This is a genomic window from Armatimonadota bacterium (assembly GCA_023511795.1).
In the GTDB taxonomy this organism is placed as follows: Bacteria; Armatimonadota; UBA5829; order DTJY01; family DTJY01; genus JAIMAU01.
In genome coordinates, this window is sequence record JAIMAU010000014.1 from 15,941 (window position 1) to 36,965 (window position 21,025).

16 protein-coding genes are annotated in these 21,025 nt (G+C 44.4%); 11 read left to right on the top strand and 5 right to left on the bottom strand.

Going from position 1 to position 21,025, the window contains the following annotated elements; genetic code table 11:
• Positions 1–19: 19 nt before the first annotated feature.
• The 4 genes from K6T99_10535 to K6T99_10550 form a co-directional block, all read right to left on the bottom strand.
• Positions 20–1,504 carry an alpha-hydroxy-acid oxidizing protein gene (locus tag K6T99_10535; protein ID MCL6520258.1) on the bottom strand — a complete coding sequence of 495 codons (1,485 nt, stop codon included), beginning with the start codon at positions 1,502–1,504 and terminating at the stop codon, positions 20–22.
• A gap of 88 nt (positions 1,505–1,592) precedes the next feature.
• Positions 1,593–2,960: a hypothetical protein gene (locus K6T99_10540; protein ID MCL6520259.1), complete on the bottom strand. Its 1,368-nt coding sequence runs from the start codon at positions 2,958–2,960 to the stop codon at positions 1,593–1,595.
• A gap of 6 nt (positions 2,961–2,966) precedes the next feature.
• Positions 2,967–3,854 carry a methylenetetrahydrofolate reductase gene (locus tag K6T99_10545; protein MCL6520260.1) on the bottom strand — a complete coding sequence of 296 codons (888 nt, stop codon included), beginning with the start codon at positions 3,852–3,854 and terminating at the stop codon, positions 2,967–2,969.
• Positions 3,855–3,910: 56 nt separating this feature from the next.
• A complete protein-coding gene (locus K6T99_10550; GenBank protein MCL6520261.1) occupies positions 3,911–4,363 on the bottom strand; it encodes a hydrogenase iron-sulfur subunit in 453 nt (150 codons plus the stop codon).
• Between the two features lie 373 nt (positions 4,364–4,736).
• On the opposite strand from K6T99_10550, the gene miaB reads away from it, so the two are divergent.
• From miaB to K6T99_10580, 6 genes are all read left to right on the top strand, one after another.
• On the top strand, positions 4,737–6,119 hold the full coding sequence (miaB, locus tag K6T99_10555; GenBank protein ID MCL6520262.1) for a tRNA (N6-isopentenyl adenosine(37)-C2)-methylthiotransferase MiaB: 1,383 nt from the start codon (positions 4,737–4,739) through the stop codon (positions 6,117–6,119).
• Positions 6,120–6,148: 29 nt separating this feature from the next.
• Positions 6,149–8,746: a DNA mismatch repair protein MutS gene (mutS, locus tag K6T99_10560; GenBank protein MCL6520263.1), complete on the top strand. Its 2,598-nt coding sequence runs from the start codon at positions 6,149–6,151 to the stop codon at positions 8,744–8,746.
• A gap of 5 nt (positions 8,747–8,751) precedes the next feature.
• A complete protein-coding gene (gene mutL, locus K6T99_10565) occupies positions 8,752–10,557 on the top strand; it encodes a DNA mismatch repair endonuclease MutL (GenBank protein MCL6520264.1) in 1,806 nt (601 codons plus the stop codon).
• Positions 10,558–10,565: 8 nt separating this feature from the next.
• Positions 10,566–12,428 (top strand): pilus assembly protein N-terminal domain-containing protein, encoded by a 1,863-nt coding sequence (locus K6T99_10570; GenBank protein ID MCL6520265.1) that lies wholly within the window; start codon positions 10,566–10,568, stop codon positions 12,426–12,428.
• Between the two features lie 63 nt (positions 12,429–12,491).
• Positions 12,492–13,712 (top strand): family 10 glycosylhydrolase, encoded by a 1,221-nt coding sequence (locus tag K6T99_10575; protein ID MCL6520266.1) that lies wholly within the window; start codon positions 12,492–12,494, stop codon positions 13,710–13,712.
• On the top strand, positions 13,678–15,114 hold the full coding sequence (locus K6T99_10580) for a hypothetical protein (protein MCL6520267.1): 1,437 nt from the start codon (positions 13,678–13,680) through the stop codon (positions 15,112–15,114). The genes K6T99_10575 and K6T99_10580 overlap by 35 nt, the downstream gene beginning before the upstream one ends.
• Positions 15,115–15,139: 25 nt before the next feature.
• On the opposite strand, the gene K6T99_10585 is transcribed toward K6T99_10580, so the two are convergent.
• Positions 15,140–15,565 carry a hypothetical protein gene (locus K6T99_10585; GenBank protein MCL6520268.1) on the bottom strand — a complete coding sequence of 142 codons (426 nt, stop codon included), beginning with the start codon at positions 15,563–15,565 and terminating at the stop codon, positions 15,140–15,142.
• Positions 15,566–15,674: 109 nt separating this feature from the next.
• Between K6T99_10585 and K6T99_10590 the strand changes: the two genes are divergently transcribed.
• The 5 genes from K6T99_10590 to selA all read left to right on the top strand — a co-directional run bounded on the left by K6T99_10590 (position 15,675) and on the right by selA (position 20,959).
• Positions 15,675–16,553 (top strand): hypothetical protein, encoded by an 879-nt coding sequence (locus K6T99_10590; protein MCL6520269.1) that lies wholly within the window; start codon positions 15,675–15,677, stop codon positions 16,551–16,553.
• 359 nt (positions 16,554–16,912) lie between these two features.
• The gene (locus tag K6T99_10595) at positions 16,913–17,422 is read left to right on the top strand and encodes an ATPase (protein ID MCL6520270.1); all 510 of its coding nucleotides are present in this window, start codon (positions 16,913–16,915) and stop codon (positions 17,420–17,422) included.
• A gap of 72 nt (positions 17,423–17,494) precedes the next feature.
• Positions 17,495–17,827, top strand: a complete 333-nt coding sequence (locus tag K6T99_10600; GenBank protein ID MCL6520271.1) for a phasin family protein — start codon at positions 17,495–17,497, stop codon at positions 17,825–17,827.
• Between the two features lie 33 nt (positions 17,828–17,860).
• The gene (locus K6T99_10605; GenBank protein MCL6520272.1) at positions 17,861–19,513 is read left to right on the top strand and encodes an AarF/ABC1/UbiB kinase family protein; all 1,653 of its coding nucleotides are present in this window, start codon (positions 17,861–17,863) and stop codon (positions 19,511–19,513) included.
• 42 nt (positions 19,514–19,555) lie between these two features.
• A complete protein-coding gene (gene selA / locus K6T99_10610) occupies positions 19,556–20,959 on the top strand; it encodes an L-seryl-tRNA(Sec) selenium transferase (protein ID MCL6520273.1) in 1,404 nt (467 codons plus the stop codon).
• Positions 20,960–21,025 lie beyond the last annotated feature (66 nt).

Consider the following 21,025-nt stretch of genomic DNA (forward strand, 5'->3'; position numbering starts at 1 on the left):
TAAACGTCCAAACTTTCAGTTACTCATCGCTTGTTATGTAATCTTCATGCTTTAGCAGGTCCCATCGACCTCGAAGTTCTTTAACATCACGCATGCCAAAACGGCTGAGTATGTCTACTAACTGCTCACGCCAAGCGTTAAGCATGTTCACAATACGTTGTGTTGCCCAATCAATTGTCATTTTTGAAACCATCTCGGGGTCTGTAGTAGCAATTCCGCGGGCACACCCTTTGCCGCTCTCGCATTTCCCACAACGAATGCAACCCATTGCCACCATTTCAGACGTGCCTATAACAACGCCGTCAGCTCCAAGAGCTATTGCTTTTGCCATATCATAAGCCGTCCTAATTCCACCACTTGCAATTAATGTAACTTCGTCGCGAATACCCTCTTCCAAGAGAAAACGGTGAACCTTAGGGATGGCGTACTCAATCGGCATCGCAATGTTCTTCTTTGCAATATCCGGAGCTGCCCCTGTTCCGCCATAGCTTCCATCAAGGTGGATGATATGCGCTCCAGCATGGTATGATCCAACGGCTACCATATCAACATCAACTGGCGTTGAGACCTTCACTGACACGAGCGCCCGTGGATTGACGTGCTTAATCCAATCAACATGCTTCTTATGGTCTTCCACCGAATAAACACTGTGGAAAGGAAACGGCGAGAAGAGAGAAGTTCCAGGAACCGCCTCCCGCATTGCGGCTACTGCAGGGGTATTCTTATCGCCCAAAAGGTGCCCGCCAAGCCCTGGTTTCGCGCCCTGGGCATACTTGAACTCAACAATGGGCGCCCATCGGATTGTTTCCTCACGAACACCAAACAAACCAGTCGCCACCTGGGTAATCATGTGATCTCGATATGGAAAGATTCTATCTGGATAGCCGCCTTCGCCCGTACAGCTGAACGTATTCCACGCCATTGCTGCTCGAGCCTTAGCCACCATCACATGGGGGCTGACGGAGCCAAATGACATACCACCGCCATAGACAGGGATATCAATTACAATGGAAGGCCGCCCATCATTCCGACGGTTTAAAGGAATAGCGGTTGAGATTTCTGTTGTGTCTATTCTTTGCTCATTCTTAGGAAACTTAAATCTAATCTTATCGAAGCCGCCACCCGAGTTTCCACATTCGTAGTTAAGTTCGCCATCTGGTGTTCTGCCGGTTTCCGCCATATACCATGTGCTCAGAATCAAATCAGCTGTCCAACGATAATCACCTAGCGCCTTATACATGGGGCTTAATTCGATGCGCAAGGCACGTTTTGGGCAAAGGTCAACACAATAGCTGCCCTTTGATTTGCATATTTCAGCTGTGCATTTATAATCCAGGGGTTTGATGAAATCAGCATAGCCAACAGGTTTTACATGAACACCCCTTGGGCAAACTTCGACACACTTCCAGCATTTGATGCATGCCTCGCTTCGCCACACACGATACTTGCCAATCGTATTCCTGAAGCGGTCCGGCGCAGGCTTAACTTCACGACTTGGAGGCATCTTAATCCCCAAATCGTCGGCATCGCTAGCTTGAATAGCGTTTTTATTTACAACTATAGCCACGAAAATACCCCCGATAATTTTCCTCTTACAATTCCTTCCGTTTGCCAAAAATGGGTTCGAAGCACTCGCGCTCTAGGTCGTCGAAGAACATTGCTCTGCCAACCTCGCCACGAAGCCGCCTGACCTCGCGAATACCCATTGCGCCCATCATCTCCAAAAGCTGATTGTGCCATGCGCCCACCAGGTTGACAACGCGCTGAACTGCATAATCATGCTCGACGTCTTCTATTTCGATGGGGCAGGGAAGCCCTTGCTGACAATTCTTACAAATCCGGCATTCCAACGCGACCATAAGCGGCACATCCACGCTCACGAGATCTGCGCCACAAATTATTGTCTTAGCCATGTGCTCCGCTAATGCAATTCCGCCGCCTGCGATAATCGTTATTTCATCCCTGTTTCCTTGTTCAACAAACGCCAAGTGAACTTCACGCACTGCATGGGTTATGTGCTTGGGTTTATCCGAATTAACTGTCATTCCATGCCAATCTGCTAAAAGATGAATAACATCAATGCCAGCCTTCGCTAGCTCAAGAGATCGAGATACCGCATTTTGGTTAAGGCAAAGCGACACTATAGCAATCATCTCAGGATTTGTGGACTTAGCTTTCTCAATTCTTCTGACGACATCGGGCGAATCAGGCCAAACCGCGAGCCTAGCTTCAAGTGGCACAAACTCACCAGAAACGTAAGGAATTGCCGCATCATGCACAAATAAAGAAGAATCATCAACGAAAGCATAAGTGCCTAGCTTTCCTGCCGCATCGAGAATAGCTGTTAGAAGTTGTGGGCTCGTCTTGTGCCAAGGCAGAAGACCAAAAATTGCTGGGATTGGTATATCTACAATGGGCGGACTCTTTAATGCAAGTTTTCCTTCGGGATTAAATGCCAATGCCGTCAGTTTTCTGCCAATATCCACCTGAGTATTAATATACTCTCGCCCATGAATACCATCGCGGGTAGGGCGGACAATTTCTGACATATCGGTAAGTATCGAGTCAAACCCAGGCCCGCAGAACGGTCCAGGATATCCGGCACCAGAAACTGGAATGCGACCGGTTTCGGCTTGGAACCACGTACTAGAAATTATATCAGGCGTCCATACCTCATCGCCGAGTTTAAGATATTCAGGATTTGTCTCCCAAGTTAAAAGACCTTTCGTGCAACTTTGAACGCAACAGAGGCATCCTTTGCATTCGTATAAATAATCTACATATTGAAGAGCATTTACCAGTCGGTCGCGTTCCTTGTCGTACACATCATATGCACATTCCCGCTTGACACAGTTGTGGCAAGCCGAGCAATCTTCTCGCCAATCAACGATGCCATACTTGCCTATTGGTTTGTGCCTTGGCGGCATTGGTTGGGTATGTATGTGATATTTCGCTGGCATTACTTTCTAGCCCCTCGAAAGCCCACTCGCCTTCAAAATGTCTGCGGCAAGTTGAAAATTATCACCGGTCATTAGATAAACGCCCCGGATTCCTTCGATATTTTTTAGAGCAACCACAATTTCAACTGCTAAATCTATACCGGTGGTTGCATCCAATTTCGATAATAAGCTGTCGGGTATATCCAAATGCCTAAACTTTTCTCTCAGGGCCAATGCCTCATCCTTAGAAGTAAAAGGCTTTACGGCCACGATTATGCATGTTTGAGAAGGAATATTTCGCTGACCAATAGCTTTCACCCATTGATTGAAGGCTTCAAGATTGTAAACCGGATGGGTGATTATAAAATCTGCTCCTGATCTAATAGCCTGCTCAAGAGCAATCACCTGAAGCTCCATTGGTTCACCAAAGGGATTTGTATCTGTGCCAAGTATAAACTCAATCTTCCCATCTAGCTCTTGTCCATTAGCAAGCAAACCATCTTTGCGCATTCCATCGGCAACTTTAAGAAGTTGGATTGGGTCAACGTCATTAACACCCTTTGCACATGATTCTGCGGTTAGCACTTGGTGCCTACCAGTGGTACAGAAGATATTCGTTATGCCCAACGAAACAGCCCCAAGGATAGTAGCTTGCAATGCTATTCGATTTAAATCTCGCGTAAGTAAATGAAGAACAGGCTCAGCCCCAGCATGTGCTAAGTGATTGCATGCGGCTAGACTGCATAACCGAACACCATCTTCACTTTCAACTGCTCCTACAGCATGTACCATCCCACCTAGAACTTGAGCACACGCTTTAATCTTCGCGGCATCGGCTCCTCGCGGTGGAAGGCATTCCGCTGTAATCACGAACTGGCCATTTTTAATTGCCTTGCTTAGATTGCCTTCTGACATACCTTCACCTTTCTTTGGGAAAACCTGCATCTTAAATGGCATTAAATTCATAATAGCTATTTTTTATTTAAACAACCAAGAATTAAATCAACTGCCGCTTCAATATGCTTATCATCTTGGCTTTCAGGAATGATTAATCTAAGCGATTCAGGATTGAAACCTGCTTCTGCAAGCAGTTCCTTTACAGCTTGAACTCTCCGAGCAGCGCGCAGATTTCCCTCAATTAGCTTGCACTCACCTTTGGGACAACTTAAGATACAAACCAAGCGCGAACCGGCTTCAAATGCCTTTAATAAATACCGGGAATCAATCTTCCCGCTACAAGGAACAGGTTCCAAAACGACATTGGTTTGGCGCTCCACGGGCGACAACATAGGCAATATGCCAAAATCCTCGGCAAGATTTCGGCAGTAAAAAACCCTGATATCGCAATTTTTTCTAGACTCGTTCATATTCTCCTTAAAAACACACAATAAGGGCGCCGATGCTCGTGAGTACACGCGCAACATGACGCCCTCGTCGATTCCTCTAAATAAAGAGAATTATGGCGGAGAAAACGCTTGGCATCCGCCATAAAGAATATCTAAGCATTCCTTGCTTAGAAATTATTTGCTCGTCTGCCCCTCACGAAAAATCATCGGAACGCGCGGGACAAGGATTGTCTTGCGTTGCTACAGCCTAATTCTTCGCTCTAAGTCTAACTTACTTGGAAAGTTTTGTCAACCCCAAAGGAATCTTGACAGATAAATTCAAGTAAAGCATTGCTAGCAAGTCAAGCAATAAATGTGTTAGGGATTTTCTCTTGATGTTTTGGGTAATTTTAAGCTACAATTTCATAATATAATCACAATTCTCAAACAAGAAAAGTTCTGGCTGTACACTATGCAACAAGCTTTTATGATCATAACCTGGGGTTGCCAAATAAATGAAGACGACTCGCAGCAGATGGCGAATCTTCTGCGACAGATGGGATATCGCCAAGCCATGCTTGCCGAGGAAGCGGATATTATATTATTGAATACATGTTCGGTTCGTGAGAAGCCCGAGCGTAAGGTTATGAGTAAGCTGGGCGAGTTCAAATCGTTGAAGAAAATCAAAAATAACCTTATCATCGGCGTCTGCGGCTGCATGGCTCAGCGTGCTGGGAATGAAATTGTAAAACGCGCTCCTTACGTGGATATAATTATAGGAACCGATCAAATATTTGAACTGCCTCAACTCATAAGCAGGGTCCGCGCAGGCGAACGGCCTGTGTTTGCCCTTGATTTACCCAAGCGAAATGGCAACATCGTTTTCGCCAAACCCAAGCGTGTGATTGGCGATATTGGCCTCAAGCACTTTGTTCCCATTATGTATGGCTGCAACAACTACTGTGCTTACTGTGTTGTTCCATTCACACGAGGCCCGGAGCGCAGTCGGCCAATTGAAGATATAGTTGCTGAAGTACAAGAGCTTGCTTCGCATGGATGCCGCGAGGTCACTCTGGTCGGGCAAAACGTGAATAGCTACGGCAAACCTCAACAAAAAACTGAAATTACCAACAGCCTACATCAACTGCAAAATAACAACGATTCCTTATGCGATTTTCCAACGCTTCTTGGTCGTCTGAACGAAATAGAAGGCCTTTGGCGCATAAGATTCACTACTTCACATCCGAAGGACCTTAGCGACCGATTGATAGACGCTATGGCGCAACTTCCCAAAGTTTGCGAACATCTACATTTACCAATTCAAGCCGGCGATAATAGAATTTTACATGCAATGAACCGGCATTATACGATAGAACACTACGTAAGCCTGGTAGAAAAGCTTCGAAAAGCAATTCCTGGAGTTGCAATAACAACCGACATAATGGTCGGCTTCCCTGGGGAAACCGAGGAACAATTCCAAAATACGCTAAATGCCGTTAGAAGAATCCAATTTGATGGCGCATTCATGTTTGCATTCAACCCCAGACCTGGCACAAAAGCTGCTGAACTGCCAAACCAAATAGACAATAAAACTAAGCAAAGACGACTGCTTGAACTAATCAACCTCCAAAATCAAATTACCTTGGAACGAAACGAAAAGGAAGTTGGGCAAGAATTCGAGGTTCTCGTCGAAGGTCCCAGCTGGAAGGACGAATCAAAATTAACAGGATACACAAGAACAAACAAAGCCGTTGTTTTTCCTGGGAGTCCTGAACTTTCAGGCAGATTGGTCTCAATACGGGCAACCAAAGCCCACCCATGGGGATTTACCGGAGAAATTGTAGACGCAAGATAGATTCAAAATACCTTGCTCGGGAAACTAAAATGAACTCCAAATTGACTCCCATGCTCAAACAATATATGGCAATCAAGAAGGAATATCCTGATGTAATCCTTATGTTCCGGCTTGGTGACTTTTACGAAATGTTTGGCCAAGATGCCGAAATTGCCGCTAAAGAGCTAGAGATAACGCTCACATCACGTGACGCAGGAAAAGCTGGGCGAATCCCTATGTGCGGCGTACCATACCACTCTGTTGAACGCTATATCGCCCGACTTATAAGCAAAGATTATCGGGTTGCTATTTGCGACCAGGTCGAGGACCCGAAACTCGCAAAAGGTCTTGTCAAACGTGAAGTTACCCGCGTTGTTACCCCTGGCACCGTCATCGAAGATTCTATGCTAGAATCGAAAAGCAACAACTACCTAGTTTCAGTCGCATTTCGGAATGGAGTCTTTGGATTAGCGGTTAGCGATATCTCCACTGGTGAATTTCTGATAACCGAGCTTAGTGGCCCGAACGCCGAAGCCAGAACTCTCGATGAAGTAAATCGGCTCTCACCAGCAGAAATACTCATTCCCGAGGAGGCAAAAGATTTTACTAGTAAAATAGAGGCAGTCTGTCGTGCAAGGTTAACTGAGTTCAATCTCGATGGGTTTATGTCCCCCCGGGATATCCTTCTTAAACAACTTGGCACAACGTCGCTTCGCGGCTTTGGGTGCGAGGATTATACAGCTGGACTTGACGCTGCGGCAATGGTCGTGAAGTATCTGGAGAGCACCCAGCCTGCATCTCTAAATCATATCGGCTCGCTTTCAACCTATTCAACCGAGAAATATATGGTCCTTGACCCAGCAACCCGACGTAATCTTGAACTAACTCATTCACTGTCCGACGGTACTCGGAGCAAAAGCCTTTTGCAAATTTTAGACCGCACAATTACTGCAATGGGTGGGCGACTCATAAAGAAATGGCTCGACCAACCGTTGTTGGATGTAGATGAAATTCAAAAAAGACTCGACGCAGTGGGAGAATTTTACGGCAACTTAATGATGCGCACTCAGGTTCGAGAGCTGTTGCAGAAAATATTTGATCTCGAACGCCTCGCATCACGTATTGTTACCGGAGCTGCCAATGCGCGAGATTTAATTGCCCTAAGGAATTCACTCCAAGTCCTTCCAGAGCTTAAAAAGGCTCTTGAGGCCTCTCAAAACCCTACTTTAAACAACCTGCAAATAAACTTATGTTCACACGAACATATCACAGATTTAATATCATCTTCGATTGTGGAAGAACCGCCGGCTACTCTGAGAGACGGCAATATCATCAAACCAGGGTTTAATCAAGAATTAGACACTTTGAGGGCTGCTAGCAAAGATGGAAAAGCATGGATTGCTGGACTAGAAGCAAAGGAACGCGAACGGACAGGGATTAAATCACTCAAAGTTGGATACAACTCGGTATTCGGCTATTACATCGAAGTTAGCAAGGCAAACCTCAAATTCGTGCCCCAAAATTACATCCGAAAGCAAACAATGGTGGGTGCAGAGAGGTTTATAACTCCAGAGCTAAAAGAATATGAAGCGATGGTGCTAGGAGCAGAAGAAAAAGCCGTTCAACTTGAATACGACCTCTTCTGCACCATTAGGGACCAAATTGCAAAGAATTCTGAAAGTCTCTTCAAAACTGCACGAGCAATTGCCCAAATCGACGTCTTATGCTCACTAGCTGAGGTTGCAGCTGAGAACCGGTACTGCAAGCCAAAGGTCGACTATGGCACAGAAATTCACATTAAGAATGGAAGACATCCCGTAGTTGAACGGATGCAAACAGATGAGCTTTTCGTACCAAACGACTGCCACCTGGACTGCAAAGAAAACCAACTCTTAATAATAACAGGTCCCAATATGGCAGGAAAGTCCACATATCTCCGGCAAACGGCTTTAATTGTATTGATGGCGCAAATGGGAAGCTTTGTCCCCGCTGAATCTGCACACATCGGCATTGTTGATCGAATATTCACAAGGGTCGGAGCACACGACGAACTTTACTCGGGCCAAAGCACATTTATGGTCGAGATGACCGAAACCGCCAACATACTTAACAACGCAACTGACCGAAGCTTAATCATTCTCGATGAAATAGGGCGGGGGACAAGCACTTTTGATGGACTCTCGATAGCATGGGCAGTTGCCGAATACATAATAAGCATAGGCGCAAAGACGCTTTTTGCCACACACTACCACCATCTGAACGACCTCGCGAATGCATATTCAGGTATCAAAAATTACCGTATAGCTGTAAAAGAGGAGGGCGATAGGATTGTGTGGCTTAGAAAAATCATGCCTGGGGGTACAGATCGAAGCTATGGCATTCAAGTTGCACGTCTCGCCGGGCTTCCCCAGTCAGTAATTGAAAAGGCAAAAGAGGTACTTTGGAGTCTGGAAAATAACGGCACGACCAAAGGAATATTGGACAAAAACTTGAAGATTCCAACTCGAACCGAGAAACTACAGCTGACACTCTTCGAAGTTGAGGACCATCCGGTCATTCAAGAAATTAAGGAGCTTGACATTAGCACGATGTCGCCCATCGAAGCACTCACAAAACTTTACGAAATGCAACAACGACTAAAGAAGTAAGCCGCATGGAGACAAGAGCACAGCGTAGCATAATAAACATTCTCGATGACAACACTGCAAATAAGATCGCAGCAGGCGAGGTAATAGAGCGACCAGCCTCTGTTGTTAAAGAGCTTATAGAAAACTCCTTGGATGCAGGCGCTACCGAGATTAGAATTGACCTGATAGACGGAGGCAAGCGACTGATTCGAGTAACCGACAATGGTATCGGCATGTCACGAGAAGATTCTGTGCTAAGCCTTAAAAGGCATGCAACATCGAAAATCAAATCAGCTGACGACCTTTTTTCAATTCGTACTCTTGGATTCCGCGGTGAAGCCCTCCCAAGCATTGCCTCAGTTTCACACACAGAAATCGTTACGAGAAAATCAGAAGAAGATTTAGGCACAAAAATCACATGCGTTGCTGGCAAGATTGAGGAGGTCACCGATATTGGCGCTCCACCCGGTACATCTGTGCTTGTCAAAGATTTGTTTTTCAATCTTCCAGCGCGTCAGAAATTTCTCAAAACAGCCCAAACAGAACTAGGACATATAACCGAGCTTGTAAACCGGTTCGCCATTTCTCACGGTGAAGTAGATATAACTCTCTCGCATAATGACCGAGTTATTTTTCGCTCGCCAAGCTCGAATCTCCTAACTGACGCAGTCCTTACGGTTTTTGGAAGAGACGCAGCAGAGGCAGTGGTTGAAATTAACAGCCAAGCAGGACCTTACAAGATTTACGGGGTTATTTCAAAGCCATCATACTCAAAGGCAAACCGGTCCGGACAGCTGTTTTTCGTTAATCGGCGCTTTGTGCGAAATCGAAATCTTATCCATGCACTTGACGAAGCATATCGAGGCATCCTCCCGCAAGGGCGATTCCCACTTTTAATTTGCTTCATTGACGTCCCGCCTGAATTTGTGGATGTAAATGTTCATCCAACAAAAATTGAAGTTAAATTCGCTCGAGAATGGGAAGTTCATAATATCGTAATTTCATGCATTCGCGACGCACTTTCTTCAAGCAATATTATTCCAAATGCAGAGGATCTTCTCCCCTCAGCTTTAAACATTCGGAGACCGACATTCACGCCAACGTATCAAAAGAAGCTTTCACGATCAACCACGGATGAACTAGAAGAGTTCCGAATGTCTCTTGCAAGCAAGCTTGAGCAGCAGAAAAAAGAATTGTTTGTCCCACAAATCACGCAGGAAGGGTTTACAGAAGAGAAAGAAACAGCAGCGAAAATAGACCCTTTGGAAAGCGCTGAAGTATTAGCTCAAGCAAGAAACTTATACATTATTGCACAATCCCCAGCCGGAATATTATTAATAGACCAACATGTTGCTCACGAACGCATCCTTTATGACCAGCTTTCAAATATGTATAGCAAGGTCCATGCTCAGCGCCTAATTGTTCCATTGACACTTAACTTGGGCCATAGAGAAGCACTTGTAATAGAACACAAGCTTGATGATTTTCGTGCTCTTGGCTTCGAGATCGAATCTTTTGGAAAAGATTCATTTATTGTACGGTCAATACCTGTGATAATTGTGGATAAAAATTATGAGCGGGTATTAAAAGACATGATTGAGGAGCTAACCGAGCTAACAATTACCCGCCGTCTTTTAGTGCGCCGAGAAGCCTTAATAACAACATCGGCGTGCAAAATGGCAATAAAGGCAGGGGACAAACTTTCACATGAGGAAATGGCTAGGTTAATAAGCGATTTAAAACACACAAGTAATCCATACCTATGTCCACATGGACGCCCTATTGTAGTTTGTCTCTCCAATCATGATTTAGACAAAATGTTTGGGAGGTAACAGAGTAAATGATTTTTGCTAAACGCACCTGGATTGCCATATGTGTCCTGGCTTTAAATACTCCATGTATAACTGTATTCGCCGGCTTCACTCCCCGTGTAACATTTCAGCCAGAACCAAATGGAGCCTGCATAATAGTTAATAAGCGAATTGTCATTCGACTGAGAACCTCTAACGGCAATCTTTCACCAGTCCAAAGAGCTTCGCTAGCCACTGAAAGACTTGCCGGACTAGTTCAAAAGGGACTAAACCCAATGGCTCTTTCCTACAAGTTAACCGGGCAATCCGCCAGGCTTATGGCCGGTGACATTATGATTGCTATTGCCACCCCTAGCGAAGCAAAAGCACAAGGTACAACGCCAGCCAAACTTGCTAGCGCCTGGGTGCGTAATATTCGCGAAGCATTGAGTCTGCCGCCTCTAAGCGCATCGCCTACTGAGCTTCTAATACCGATAGGCGAAACGCGCATTGTAAACGTGGAATCTCTTCTTCCCGAACCCGTTACGGCTCAAGTATCCAATGGAGCAATTGTATCTGTAGATGCCTTAAAACCAGGCTCATTGGTGATTAAAGGGCTTCAACTTGGTGAAACTGAAATTACCCTAAGATGTGCTGAGTTTAGCGTAATAATTAAGGCGTATGTAAAGAAATATGCCGCCCAAATAATGAGCAGTGCAACAACAGTTGTTACCGGCTCAAATGTTCCAATTTCTTTGACCAAACAAGCTGCAGAAGATGCTGCTCGCTCAGCAGTGATTTTGGAACCTGGTGCGTTTGTCAGTTCGCTAAGCATGCCTAAAATCTCCTCAAGTCCTTTGCCAGGACAGAGAATTCAAATTCCCGTTGAAATAGAAGCAAGAGGAGGCAATCACATCCCCATTAAAGGTACAACGCAGGTGCACATCGAAAACAGACCCTTGTCCTATGTAAACGCATCCTCAATAATGTATAGCAATGACCCAGAGCGAATTTGGAAGTACCAAGTGCTTTATACTGGCAAAATACTCCAAAACCAAGAAGCAACTCGCCTGTTATACCACCACCAGAATATGATGGGCAGACGCATTGGTTTTGTAGTAGATATATTGAATCCTTCAACAAATTCAGCGAGCCTCCACCTAATTGAGGGAGTCTCGCCTCCCATGCTAGATACGGTGCTTGTTGGGTATAAAGCGGGCAATGAATTTCTTGAAAACCACCGGACAATGGTAGGCCGAATTATCGAACTGCGAAAAGAATCAAGGCGCGTGATTGTAAGCCAACCTCTTGATCATCCATATACCGCCAGCGGAATTATCGAGTTTAGGCAACTATCTGGTGATCCACTTATTGTTCGTGTTATTGCCAAACCCGAAGATCAGCGCCAAATTGAGGATAAGCGTAACATCCCATTGTCTTTAGACGGAATAGACCTTGCTAAATTTCAAATATCCGACCATATATATCCAAACCCTATGCAAAAATTGGAGCTAACTTATTTAGCAGGAAAGCCATGGGTTTTCTTTAGGATTGGCAAAGACGCCCTGAAGAATTCCGAAAAGGATAGATGGCTTTTTGGAAACTACGGAGTTATTTATGATATAAAAGCTACGCTTGAAAATCCTTTGATGACATCCCACACTGTAGAAATCGCTTTCGAAGCGACAGCCGGTATTGCGAGCGGGGTATTTTTCGTAGATGGGCGGCCGGTGCGCATAAAATCACTTCAACCTCCTCAAGAAATTTGTCTCGATAAGATTACTATTCCAGCAGGAAAAACTAGAACAGTCTCGATTCGAACGATGCCCCTCTCGGGTTCGGCATACCCTGCCACTTTGATAATTCGGCCTGCAGGTACAACTGCTTCCGCATCGGCAGCAAAGTCCAACTAAAGACGTCAATAGTCTAATCCTTTGATAACTTAAAGTTTTTGCGAACGGAGGCTAAAAAATACAATGAGCAACTTAAAGCAGCAAGCAAGGTTACTGTGGTGTGATGCCGAGGCAAACAGCATACAGCTATCAACCCGAAAGGGCGTCGCTGAAGTAGTAAGAAAAGCCTCCCGGGCAGGAATTAACACAATTATAGTGGATGTCAAACCTCTCAGCGGTGAAGTACTTTATCTTAGTGAAATTGCCCCAAGACTCAAAGAGGTCAAGGGACATTTTTATCCTCAGTCGTTCGACCTTCTGCAAACAATGGTTGAGGAAGGACACTCATCAGGGATTCCAGTACACGCCTGCATTAATGTTTTTTCTGAAGGCCACCGCAAATGGAATCGAGGTCCTGCATATTCTCAACCCGAGTGGCAAGCAATAACATATGAAGGCGGAAATCCTCCTAAGTTCTCGCTCATGCAAGACTCACGGCATGAAACATTCGGCGTGTTTGTTAACCCTATCGGCCCAGCAAGAGAATATGAGCTTAGAATTATCAGGGAAATCGCCCATCGCTACAACATTGATGGCATAGTATTCGATAGGATGCGCTATCCAAATCTTTATGCTGATTTTAGCCCCATAAGCAAGATGGCTTTTGAAAAATGGATTGGCATTTCAAACCTTCGCTGGCCAGATGACATACTCATTTTAAGCAATGATGAAAAAATTATCCGCGGACGCTATTACAAAGAATGGCTCGAGTGGCGGGCTTGGCAAATCAAAAACTTCGCAGGGGATGCTGTGCATCTTGTGCGTTCCATTAATCCCAAAATTAAAATCGGAGTTTATGTTGGCTCCTGGTACGATACCTATTTTGATGTCGGAGTCAATTGGGGAAGTGAGAATTTCCACCCAGGCTATGAATGGATGACGGCAGATTACAATAAAACAGGCTTTGCAGAGCTCTTCGATTACATTTGCACAGGTTGCTACTACCCCGATGTAACACAAGAAGAAGCACGCTCAGCCAAAGGCAATGAAAACCTCAGCGTTGAGGCAGCATGTCAACTTTCAATGAAGGCAATTAGCGGTGCCAGCAATGTGTACGGCAGTCTATACTTGCTCGACTACAAGCAAAGACCGGATAAGTTCCGCAGTGCGGTTGATATGGTCCTTCGCAATACACAAGGAATAATGTTCTTTGATCTAGTGTATCTTGAAGACTATGGATGGTGGCAGATTTTGGAAGAAGTATTTACAAATGATGCGATTGCACCACATGATGCAAATGATTAATAACGTAACGGTAGCGTTACTCATCGCCCTTTGTGGAGCACTGCTTAATAACAACTTTGCCTTTTCACAGGACTGCCAAGAACTTTACAGAATACGAATTGCCAATCGTACTGATGGCGCTGTCGAAGTCAGCCTTAATAAAGGAACTTCGTATACAATTGTTGGCCGAGTGACTAGACCTGCAACCAAAGTATCACGCGGTTATTCGGCTAGCAAATACGCACAAGAGGGAAAAGTTGCCGCAATTGCAGTGCATGGTATTCGCATTAAAGTTGGTGCCATTCCGGAAAAACAAGGGGATACACCGTTAATTATAAGCATTCTGCCTCGAGAATTTGCCCAAGCCCCAAGAGGTTTTGGAGGTCACATCGCCGGTAGCTCAGGTATTGTAACCAACATTCCAACCGGTACCGCGATATTCCGAAACCTCGCTCCTTTTGTCGGCAATCAAGTCTTTCTTGAGCAAAGAGGTGTGCTGGCTCCGCTGCCATCCGGGTATTCACCTTGCGTTGGAGATGTGCTTGTAATCCTCGTGCATCTTCCAAAACGCTATGCAAAAGAGATTATTTTTGAAAATAAAACAGGCGGAAAAGTTGACGCCATCTATGAAGATGGCACAGAAACAATAGCAGTCGTTAAGCGACCAGTTCATGGGGTGGGGCGCTTCGACGCCACTGGGTACACCGGCGTAGGACAAATCAACACTAACCATACTGGCGTAATTACAATCTCAACAGCACCTATTGCTAATGGGCAAAAAGACGGTTCTAACTTTGAAACGCGAGGCGGTTTCATGATTCAACCTTCTAAGCACGCAATAGAATCAGGTGACTCACCACAAGTTTGCGTTGTTGGACCAGTTTCAAAAGACAGCCAATGGCTCGAAGGAACACCGCCGCTCTTCTCAGGTTATTTAGGTTTAGCCTATGACCCCCAATCAAAAGAAAACTCATTTTCGGTGGATATTCAATGTGGTGATGAAATATGGCGCTCTCTGCCCCCGCTAATCGGAAAGCAAGACCATGCTTTAGACAATCTTCCCGGTTTGGGCCTCCCAGTTACACACATTAGAATAAAGCTACCGCGCTACGACAAAGAGTGGATTAAACAGCAGCTTCACCAATCTTTCCTTGCATATAAAAAGATGACGGAAAGAATTGTGCCAACGTTAACGGGGAAAATAACCTTATCTCTCGATGCTTCGGGGCTTCCAGGACTCCAATTTGTCGCTTTGTGGGTCGATGGTCAATGTAAAGCAATAAGCAGTGTTCCGCCTTTTACTTTTGAAATTGACACTTCAAAGCTTGATTATGGCGAGCATATCGTAGAAATCAAAGCTTTAGACAACTCAGGAAAGCCTCTTAAGACTGTAACAAAGAGGTTTTTCTGTGGCGAGCCGTAAGGCAAAGCTCAATCAATAATTAAGGCTAATCGGAGGCAGGCCTAGACGCCATCATCCAGGGAGGCTTGCCTGGTCTACCTCGCACAACAATTGTTCCATGGTCTGTAAATATCTTATAAACGCTTAGGATTATTTCACAATTTCCAAGGAGCGAAGGATTCTTCAGAACCTCGCCAACAACAATTGCTTCCTCTCCTTTTATAAGAGGAATTTGCTTGTACCATGTAGGGCAAGTGGCAAGCTCGGCTTTTCCAGTGGAATCTTGCAAGATAAAATGATTATCAGAAGCATAAATTATCTTGCCCTTTATTACAGCCGTTCCACCCCAGGTGTTTCCAGCCTTCACATCCGCTATTGTCCGCACCTGTGTATCCATCACAGCACGTTGGGTAAAGAATCCTGCTAAAAAGGCAATCATTAAAATAGCAAGCGGAATTCTCCAAGCCCCCATTGCAATCACCAACCAATTTCAATATTTATATACCGCGCAAATTGGCTTAATAAAACTTTGTAATTGCGCAATTGACGGAATGGGCAAGGAAAAATATAATAGGGTTGCCATGAAGCATTTATGGTTCTTAACAATTGCTGCGTACATACTTGGAGCATTGGCGGCAGAAACAATAAAAGCCGAAGAGCAAACAAACACACCACAACAAGGAATTAAGCTGGCGTACTCCTTTTCCCCTGGCAAGATTAATCGGTATAAAATCGTGCAAAAAATGACAGGCACGCGAACAATAACGGGTTCGGCCACAAGCGACTTGGATATGCAACTTACTTCTATAATCCGAATGCGCTGCATAAAAACTCTTGAGAACGGCAAGGTTGAGATTGCAATAGATACCGAAGATGAGTACATGAAGATTTCTGGGAAGGCAATTTATGGATACAAACCATCAAAAGATGTAAGAACTATCCAATTGAACCCCAATGGAAGTATTTCTGGCTCTTCAATTTCAAATCAGAAAGAATCAAAGCGACGCCATGCACTTGATTTTGGAGCTGTGGAATCGATTTTGCTATTGGCTATTCTACCCGATAAGCCTATTGCCCCAGGAGATGTTTGGTCCGCCGAGATGCCGCTACCGATTGATACAAAATCAAAGCTAAAACTTGATTTTCAGCTTGAAGAAATTAAAACTTCATCAGATGGGCAAGTGGCAATTATAAAACAAAAGTTGACTACACCTATAAATGAAACCAATCAAAGCCAAGAAGAAGGAACCAGAGGAAGCCAAGCTGGCGAGAGTACGTTAACTTTCGATATAAGCAACGGAAGACTTATATCAGCCAATGGAAGTATTCATACGAAAATCGAGACGCCAATTTCTGTTCCTCCTGTTCCGGGCTCTACACACAGCCGTTCTATCCAAATAGTAGACGTGACAAGCAAATACACTATTGAGCTACTACCAGAGCAAAATAAGGCACAGTAAATTGGATTTCAAATAGAAGCAATTTATGCTTCTAAAGATTTTCACAATTTTTGCAAAAAGTAAGATACTAACCAAAGGTCTACCAAGACTTTCTACAAAAACAATTGTCTGGCGATGCATTGTTTAGACTTTTGATAATCACCGATAAAAAACCTTGCTATAATTTCTCTGCCCAAGTAGCATTTTGCTCAGCTTGTTTTATATTAAAAAAACCTGGGTAAACAATAATTGACCTCTAAAGATTATGAAACGAGGCAAAACTAACCACATGGCATACATCTACCAAACAACTCCACCAATTCACCTAAAAGACCTTGCACTTACGCTTTCTAATTACTCATCTGCAGGAGGAACCAATTATGGCGTCATCTGAGCAAAAAGTTGTCCACATCAGAAGGAATGTCCAGGATTATGGTGATCCATATCTGAACCGCGAAAAGCCAGAAGAAATATCCGTTTGCCGCGAATGCAAGTGTGTATACGCCGGAGACCGCTGGCAGTTGGAGAGCCAAGCGGCAAAACTATTAAAAAACGCGAAGAAGATTATTTACACTTTATGTCCCGCCTGCCAAAAAATACACGATAGAATGCCCGGCGGAATAGTTAACATTAGTGGCAATTTTGCAAAAAATCATGAACAAGATATAGTAAACTTGTTAAACAACGAAAACGAACGCGCAATGACCATAAATCCAATTGAACGCATCATAGATATTGAGCATTCCAACGATGGACTGGTTGTCTGGACAACCAACGAAAAACTTGCCCAAAGAATTGGTCGGCAGCTTTACAAAGCATACCGTGGCGAAGTAGAGTACCACTGGTCAGAAGATACAAAGCTAGCAAGGGTATACTGGCGCCGAGATTAGCGGACCTCCAAAGCCCTTCTAGCAGCTTAAAGGTAAAAACTATAATTACTTAAGTGAGGAGGTGCGGTACACATGTTTGAAACCCTTCGCAGATTCATGTTTATAGGGCTAGGAGTAGCCGCTCTATCAAAAGAAAAAACCAAGCAACTGATTGATGAGTTCGTTGAACGCGGCGAACTAACAAGCGAAGAAGGCAAGAAGCTCTTCGAGGAATGGATATCTAAAGCGGAAGAACAAGGCAAAAATCTTAATGAAAAAATCCGCAACCAGATTAGACAAATGCTCAGAGAGCTAGATATAGCCGACCGACGACAGATTGGAACACTAGAGAAAAAGATAGACGAATTGGAAAAACGCTTAGAAGAACTTGCTTCAAAACTGCAAAAGTCGGAGGGCTCAGAATAGTCAGCCCTCACAATAGAGCAGCGGATAAGTACAGTGGTATTCGAAAAAAGAAGACGACACCTAGCACGATTCATAGAAATGGGGCGCGTATTAGCACGCCATCAATGGGAACATCTTCTTGCCCAATTGGGTCTCTCAGAACTTTTTCATTTGCGACCACATGGCAAAGGAATTCTCCCCGACCCAACTGATGTCAGGGAATCTCTAGAGGAACTAGGGCCGACTTTCATCAAACTTGGACAACTTTTGAGCACACGCCCAGATATCATTCCCTCACAATACGTCGCTGAACTTGAGAAGCTTCAAGATACCGCTCCGACTGTACCAATTAACAAGATTCTTAAGGTCATCGAAGAGGAATTCGGCATGGCGCCAGATTCTATTTTTGAACATTTCGATGAAACCCCACTTGCTGCTGCATCTCTTGGACAAACCCATCTTGCAACACTGAAAAACGGCACTAAAGTTGTAGTAAAAGTCCAGCGTCCTGATATACACCGCATAATTGAAACAGACCTCGAAATACTTCAGGGGCTTGCTCATTTTGTGGAACAACACTCTGAACGCATGCGCACATTAGGCATATCTGACTTAGTTGAAGAGTTTGCCATCACAATTCGCCAAGAACTCGATTATACTCATGAAGGACGGAACACCGACCGAATCAAGGAAAATTTGAAAGAGTTGAAATTTGTTCGCGTTCCGACGGTGTATTGGGAATATACAACCCCCAAAGTGCTCACAATTGAACAAATCACAGGTATAAAAATCACCGACATCAGCGAACTTGATGAGCGCGGTCTTGATAGAAAAAATGTGGCTAAGAACCTAGCTAAGGCTTTTATGGAAATGATCTTTATACACGGGTTTTTCCATGGTGACCCCCACCCAGGCAATTTAGTTGTGCTTGACGATTGTGCAATTGGCCTTCTTGATTTCGGCATTGCGGGTAGACTAGATCACCGCCTAAAAACTGCTGTCACAATTTTGTTAGCAGAATACATTCAAGAAAACTCTGCAGGCTTCGCAGAAGAAATTTTACGAATAGGCAGCTATCCCCAAGACCTAAATCGCAGAGCCTTCGAGCTTGAAATTGATAGGGCACTTAGACAATTCTACGGTGCTCCTCTAAAAGAAATCAGGATGGGAGAGCTTCTACGGAGGGCCTTCCAAATCAGCGCAAAGAACCACGTGCGATTGCCGTCAAATATGTTCTTATTGGTCAAGGTGCTAGTAAACATCGATGGAATAGCACGTCAACTATACCCTGATTTTGATTTTGCAGGTGAAGCCCGCCCTTATGTCAGACGCGCTATGCGCGAAGAGTTTTCCATCCACATTCTAGCAAATCAAGCGTATAAAAGCTTAGTCTTATTTAAGAATTTCCTTTTCTCGCTTCCTGACATAGCACAAGATCTCCTAGGACGAATGGTTGAAGGTTCGTTCCGCATCAATTTTAAGCACGAAGGATTGGAAGGTCTTATGCGTTCCCTCGAAAGAGCAGCCAACCGCCTTTCATTTGCACTAGTAGCGAGTGCTACAATTGTCGCCTCCGCTCTCATTGTTGCCGCGAAAATAGGCCCTTTATGGCACGGATATCCAATCATTGCACTCATCGGATTTGGCATTTCTATAATTTTTGGCTTTTGGCTGATGATTGCAATACTTCGTGCAGGTAAGCTTTAAAATAATATATAATAAGCCAAAGTCTATTTTGAGAGCTTTTCCATGACAAACAAAAATCTTTTACGATCACTGCCGTCAATTGACAGATTGCTCGGTGAACCTTCGTTAAAAGAACTCATTGGTGAAATTCCAAGGCCATACGTAGTTGAAGCAGCAAGGAAGACCCTTGACGAAATACGTAGCCGTATTCGTGAAGGTTTTGCCATAAAAGAGGAAGACATCTCGTTCGAAAGACTTACCCAATACATTCGCCTTCGCGCCGAAGCCCTTGCAAATACCTCCATCAGACGAGCTATAAATGCTACAGGCATTGTGCTTCACACAGGTTTAGGTCGCTCAGTGCTCCCGGTAGCTGCGCAGAAAGCCCTCATTGATGTCGTTTCTGGACATTGTAATCTCGAAATAGATCTTAAGACGGGTGGCAGAGGAAAGCGGTCGGAACACTACCAAGAGTTGCTCAAAAATTTAACGGGAGTGGAATCGGCTCTCGTTGTGAACAATAACGCCGCTGCAGTATTTCTTGCGCTCAACACTCTAGCGTGTAGTAAGGAGGTCATAGTTTCACGAGGAGAGCTGGTCGAAATTGGCGGCTCTTTCCGGATGCCCGATATAATGGCTAGTGCGGGCGTCAAACTAATAGAAGTAGGAACAACAAACCGCACCTATGTTTCTGACTATGAAAATGCAATATCTGAGGAAACTGGACTAATACTAAAAGTACATACAAGCAATTTTTGCATCGTCGGTTTTGCAAAATCACCAGCGCTCAGCGAACTTGCCGAGCTAGGCAAGAAGAAAGGCATCCCCGTAATGGAAGACATAGGAAGTGGAGCACTTATGGACATGTCCCGCTTTGGACTTAAGTCCGAACCTACGGTGCAGGAAAGCATTCGTGCTGGTGCTGATATCGTTACATTTAGCGGTGATAAACTCTTGGGAGGACCACAATCAGGGATAATAGTTGGGCGAAAGGAATTTGTGGAAGCGATGGCACGAAATCCGCTATCGCGAACATTTCGTATAGATAAACTAACAATAGCCGCCCTGGAAGCAACTCTTAAACTCTATGTAGATTCTGATACTGTCAGTCGGAACATCCCGACGCTTCGTTATATAAGCAGACCGCTGTCAGAAATCACTCATGCTGCAAATCAGCTAAAAGCAAAACTAATAACTTCTATTAGCGATAATGCGAAAATTGAAATTATCGATGGTTTTTCGGAAGTTGGGGGCGGCTCACTCCCAGGACAGCAACTTCCTACAAAACTGGTTGCCATTTATAGTGCAGACATCTCCCCAATTGACCTTGCCCAAAAATTCAGAGAAGCAAATCCACCGATTTTTGGCAGGGTAGGCGACGATAAATTCCTTCTCGATATTAGAACGGTTGAAGATTCCGAAATTGAGGCCATTGCCCAAGTTGCTTCCCAAATACTTTCCCACTGACGAATTCTAAATTAAGACAAAACAAACCTGCTGTTAATCTCTTTTCAGGCCGATAATAATAAAGAC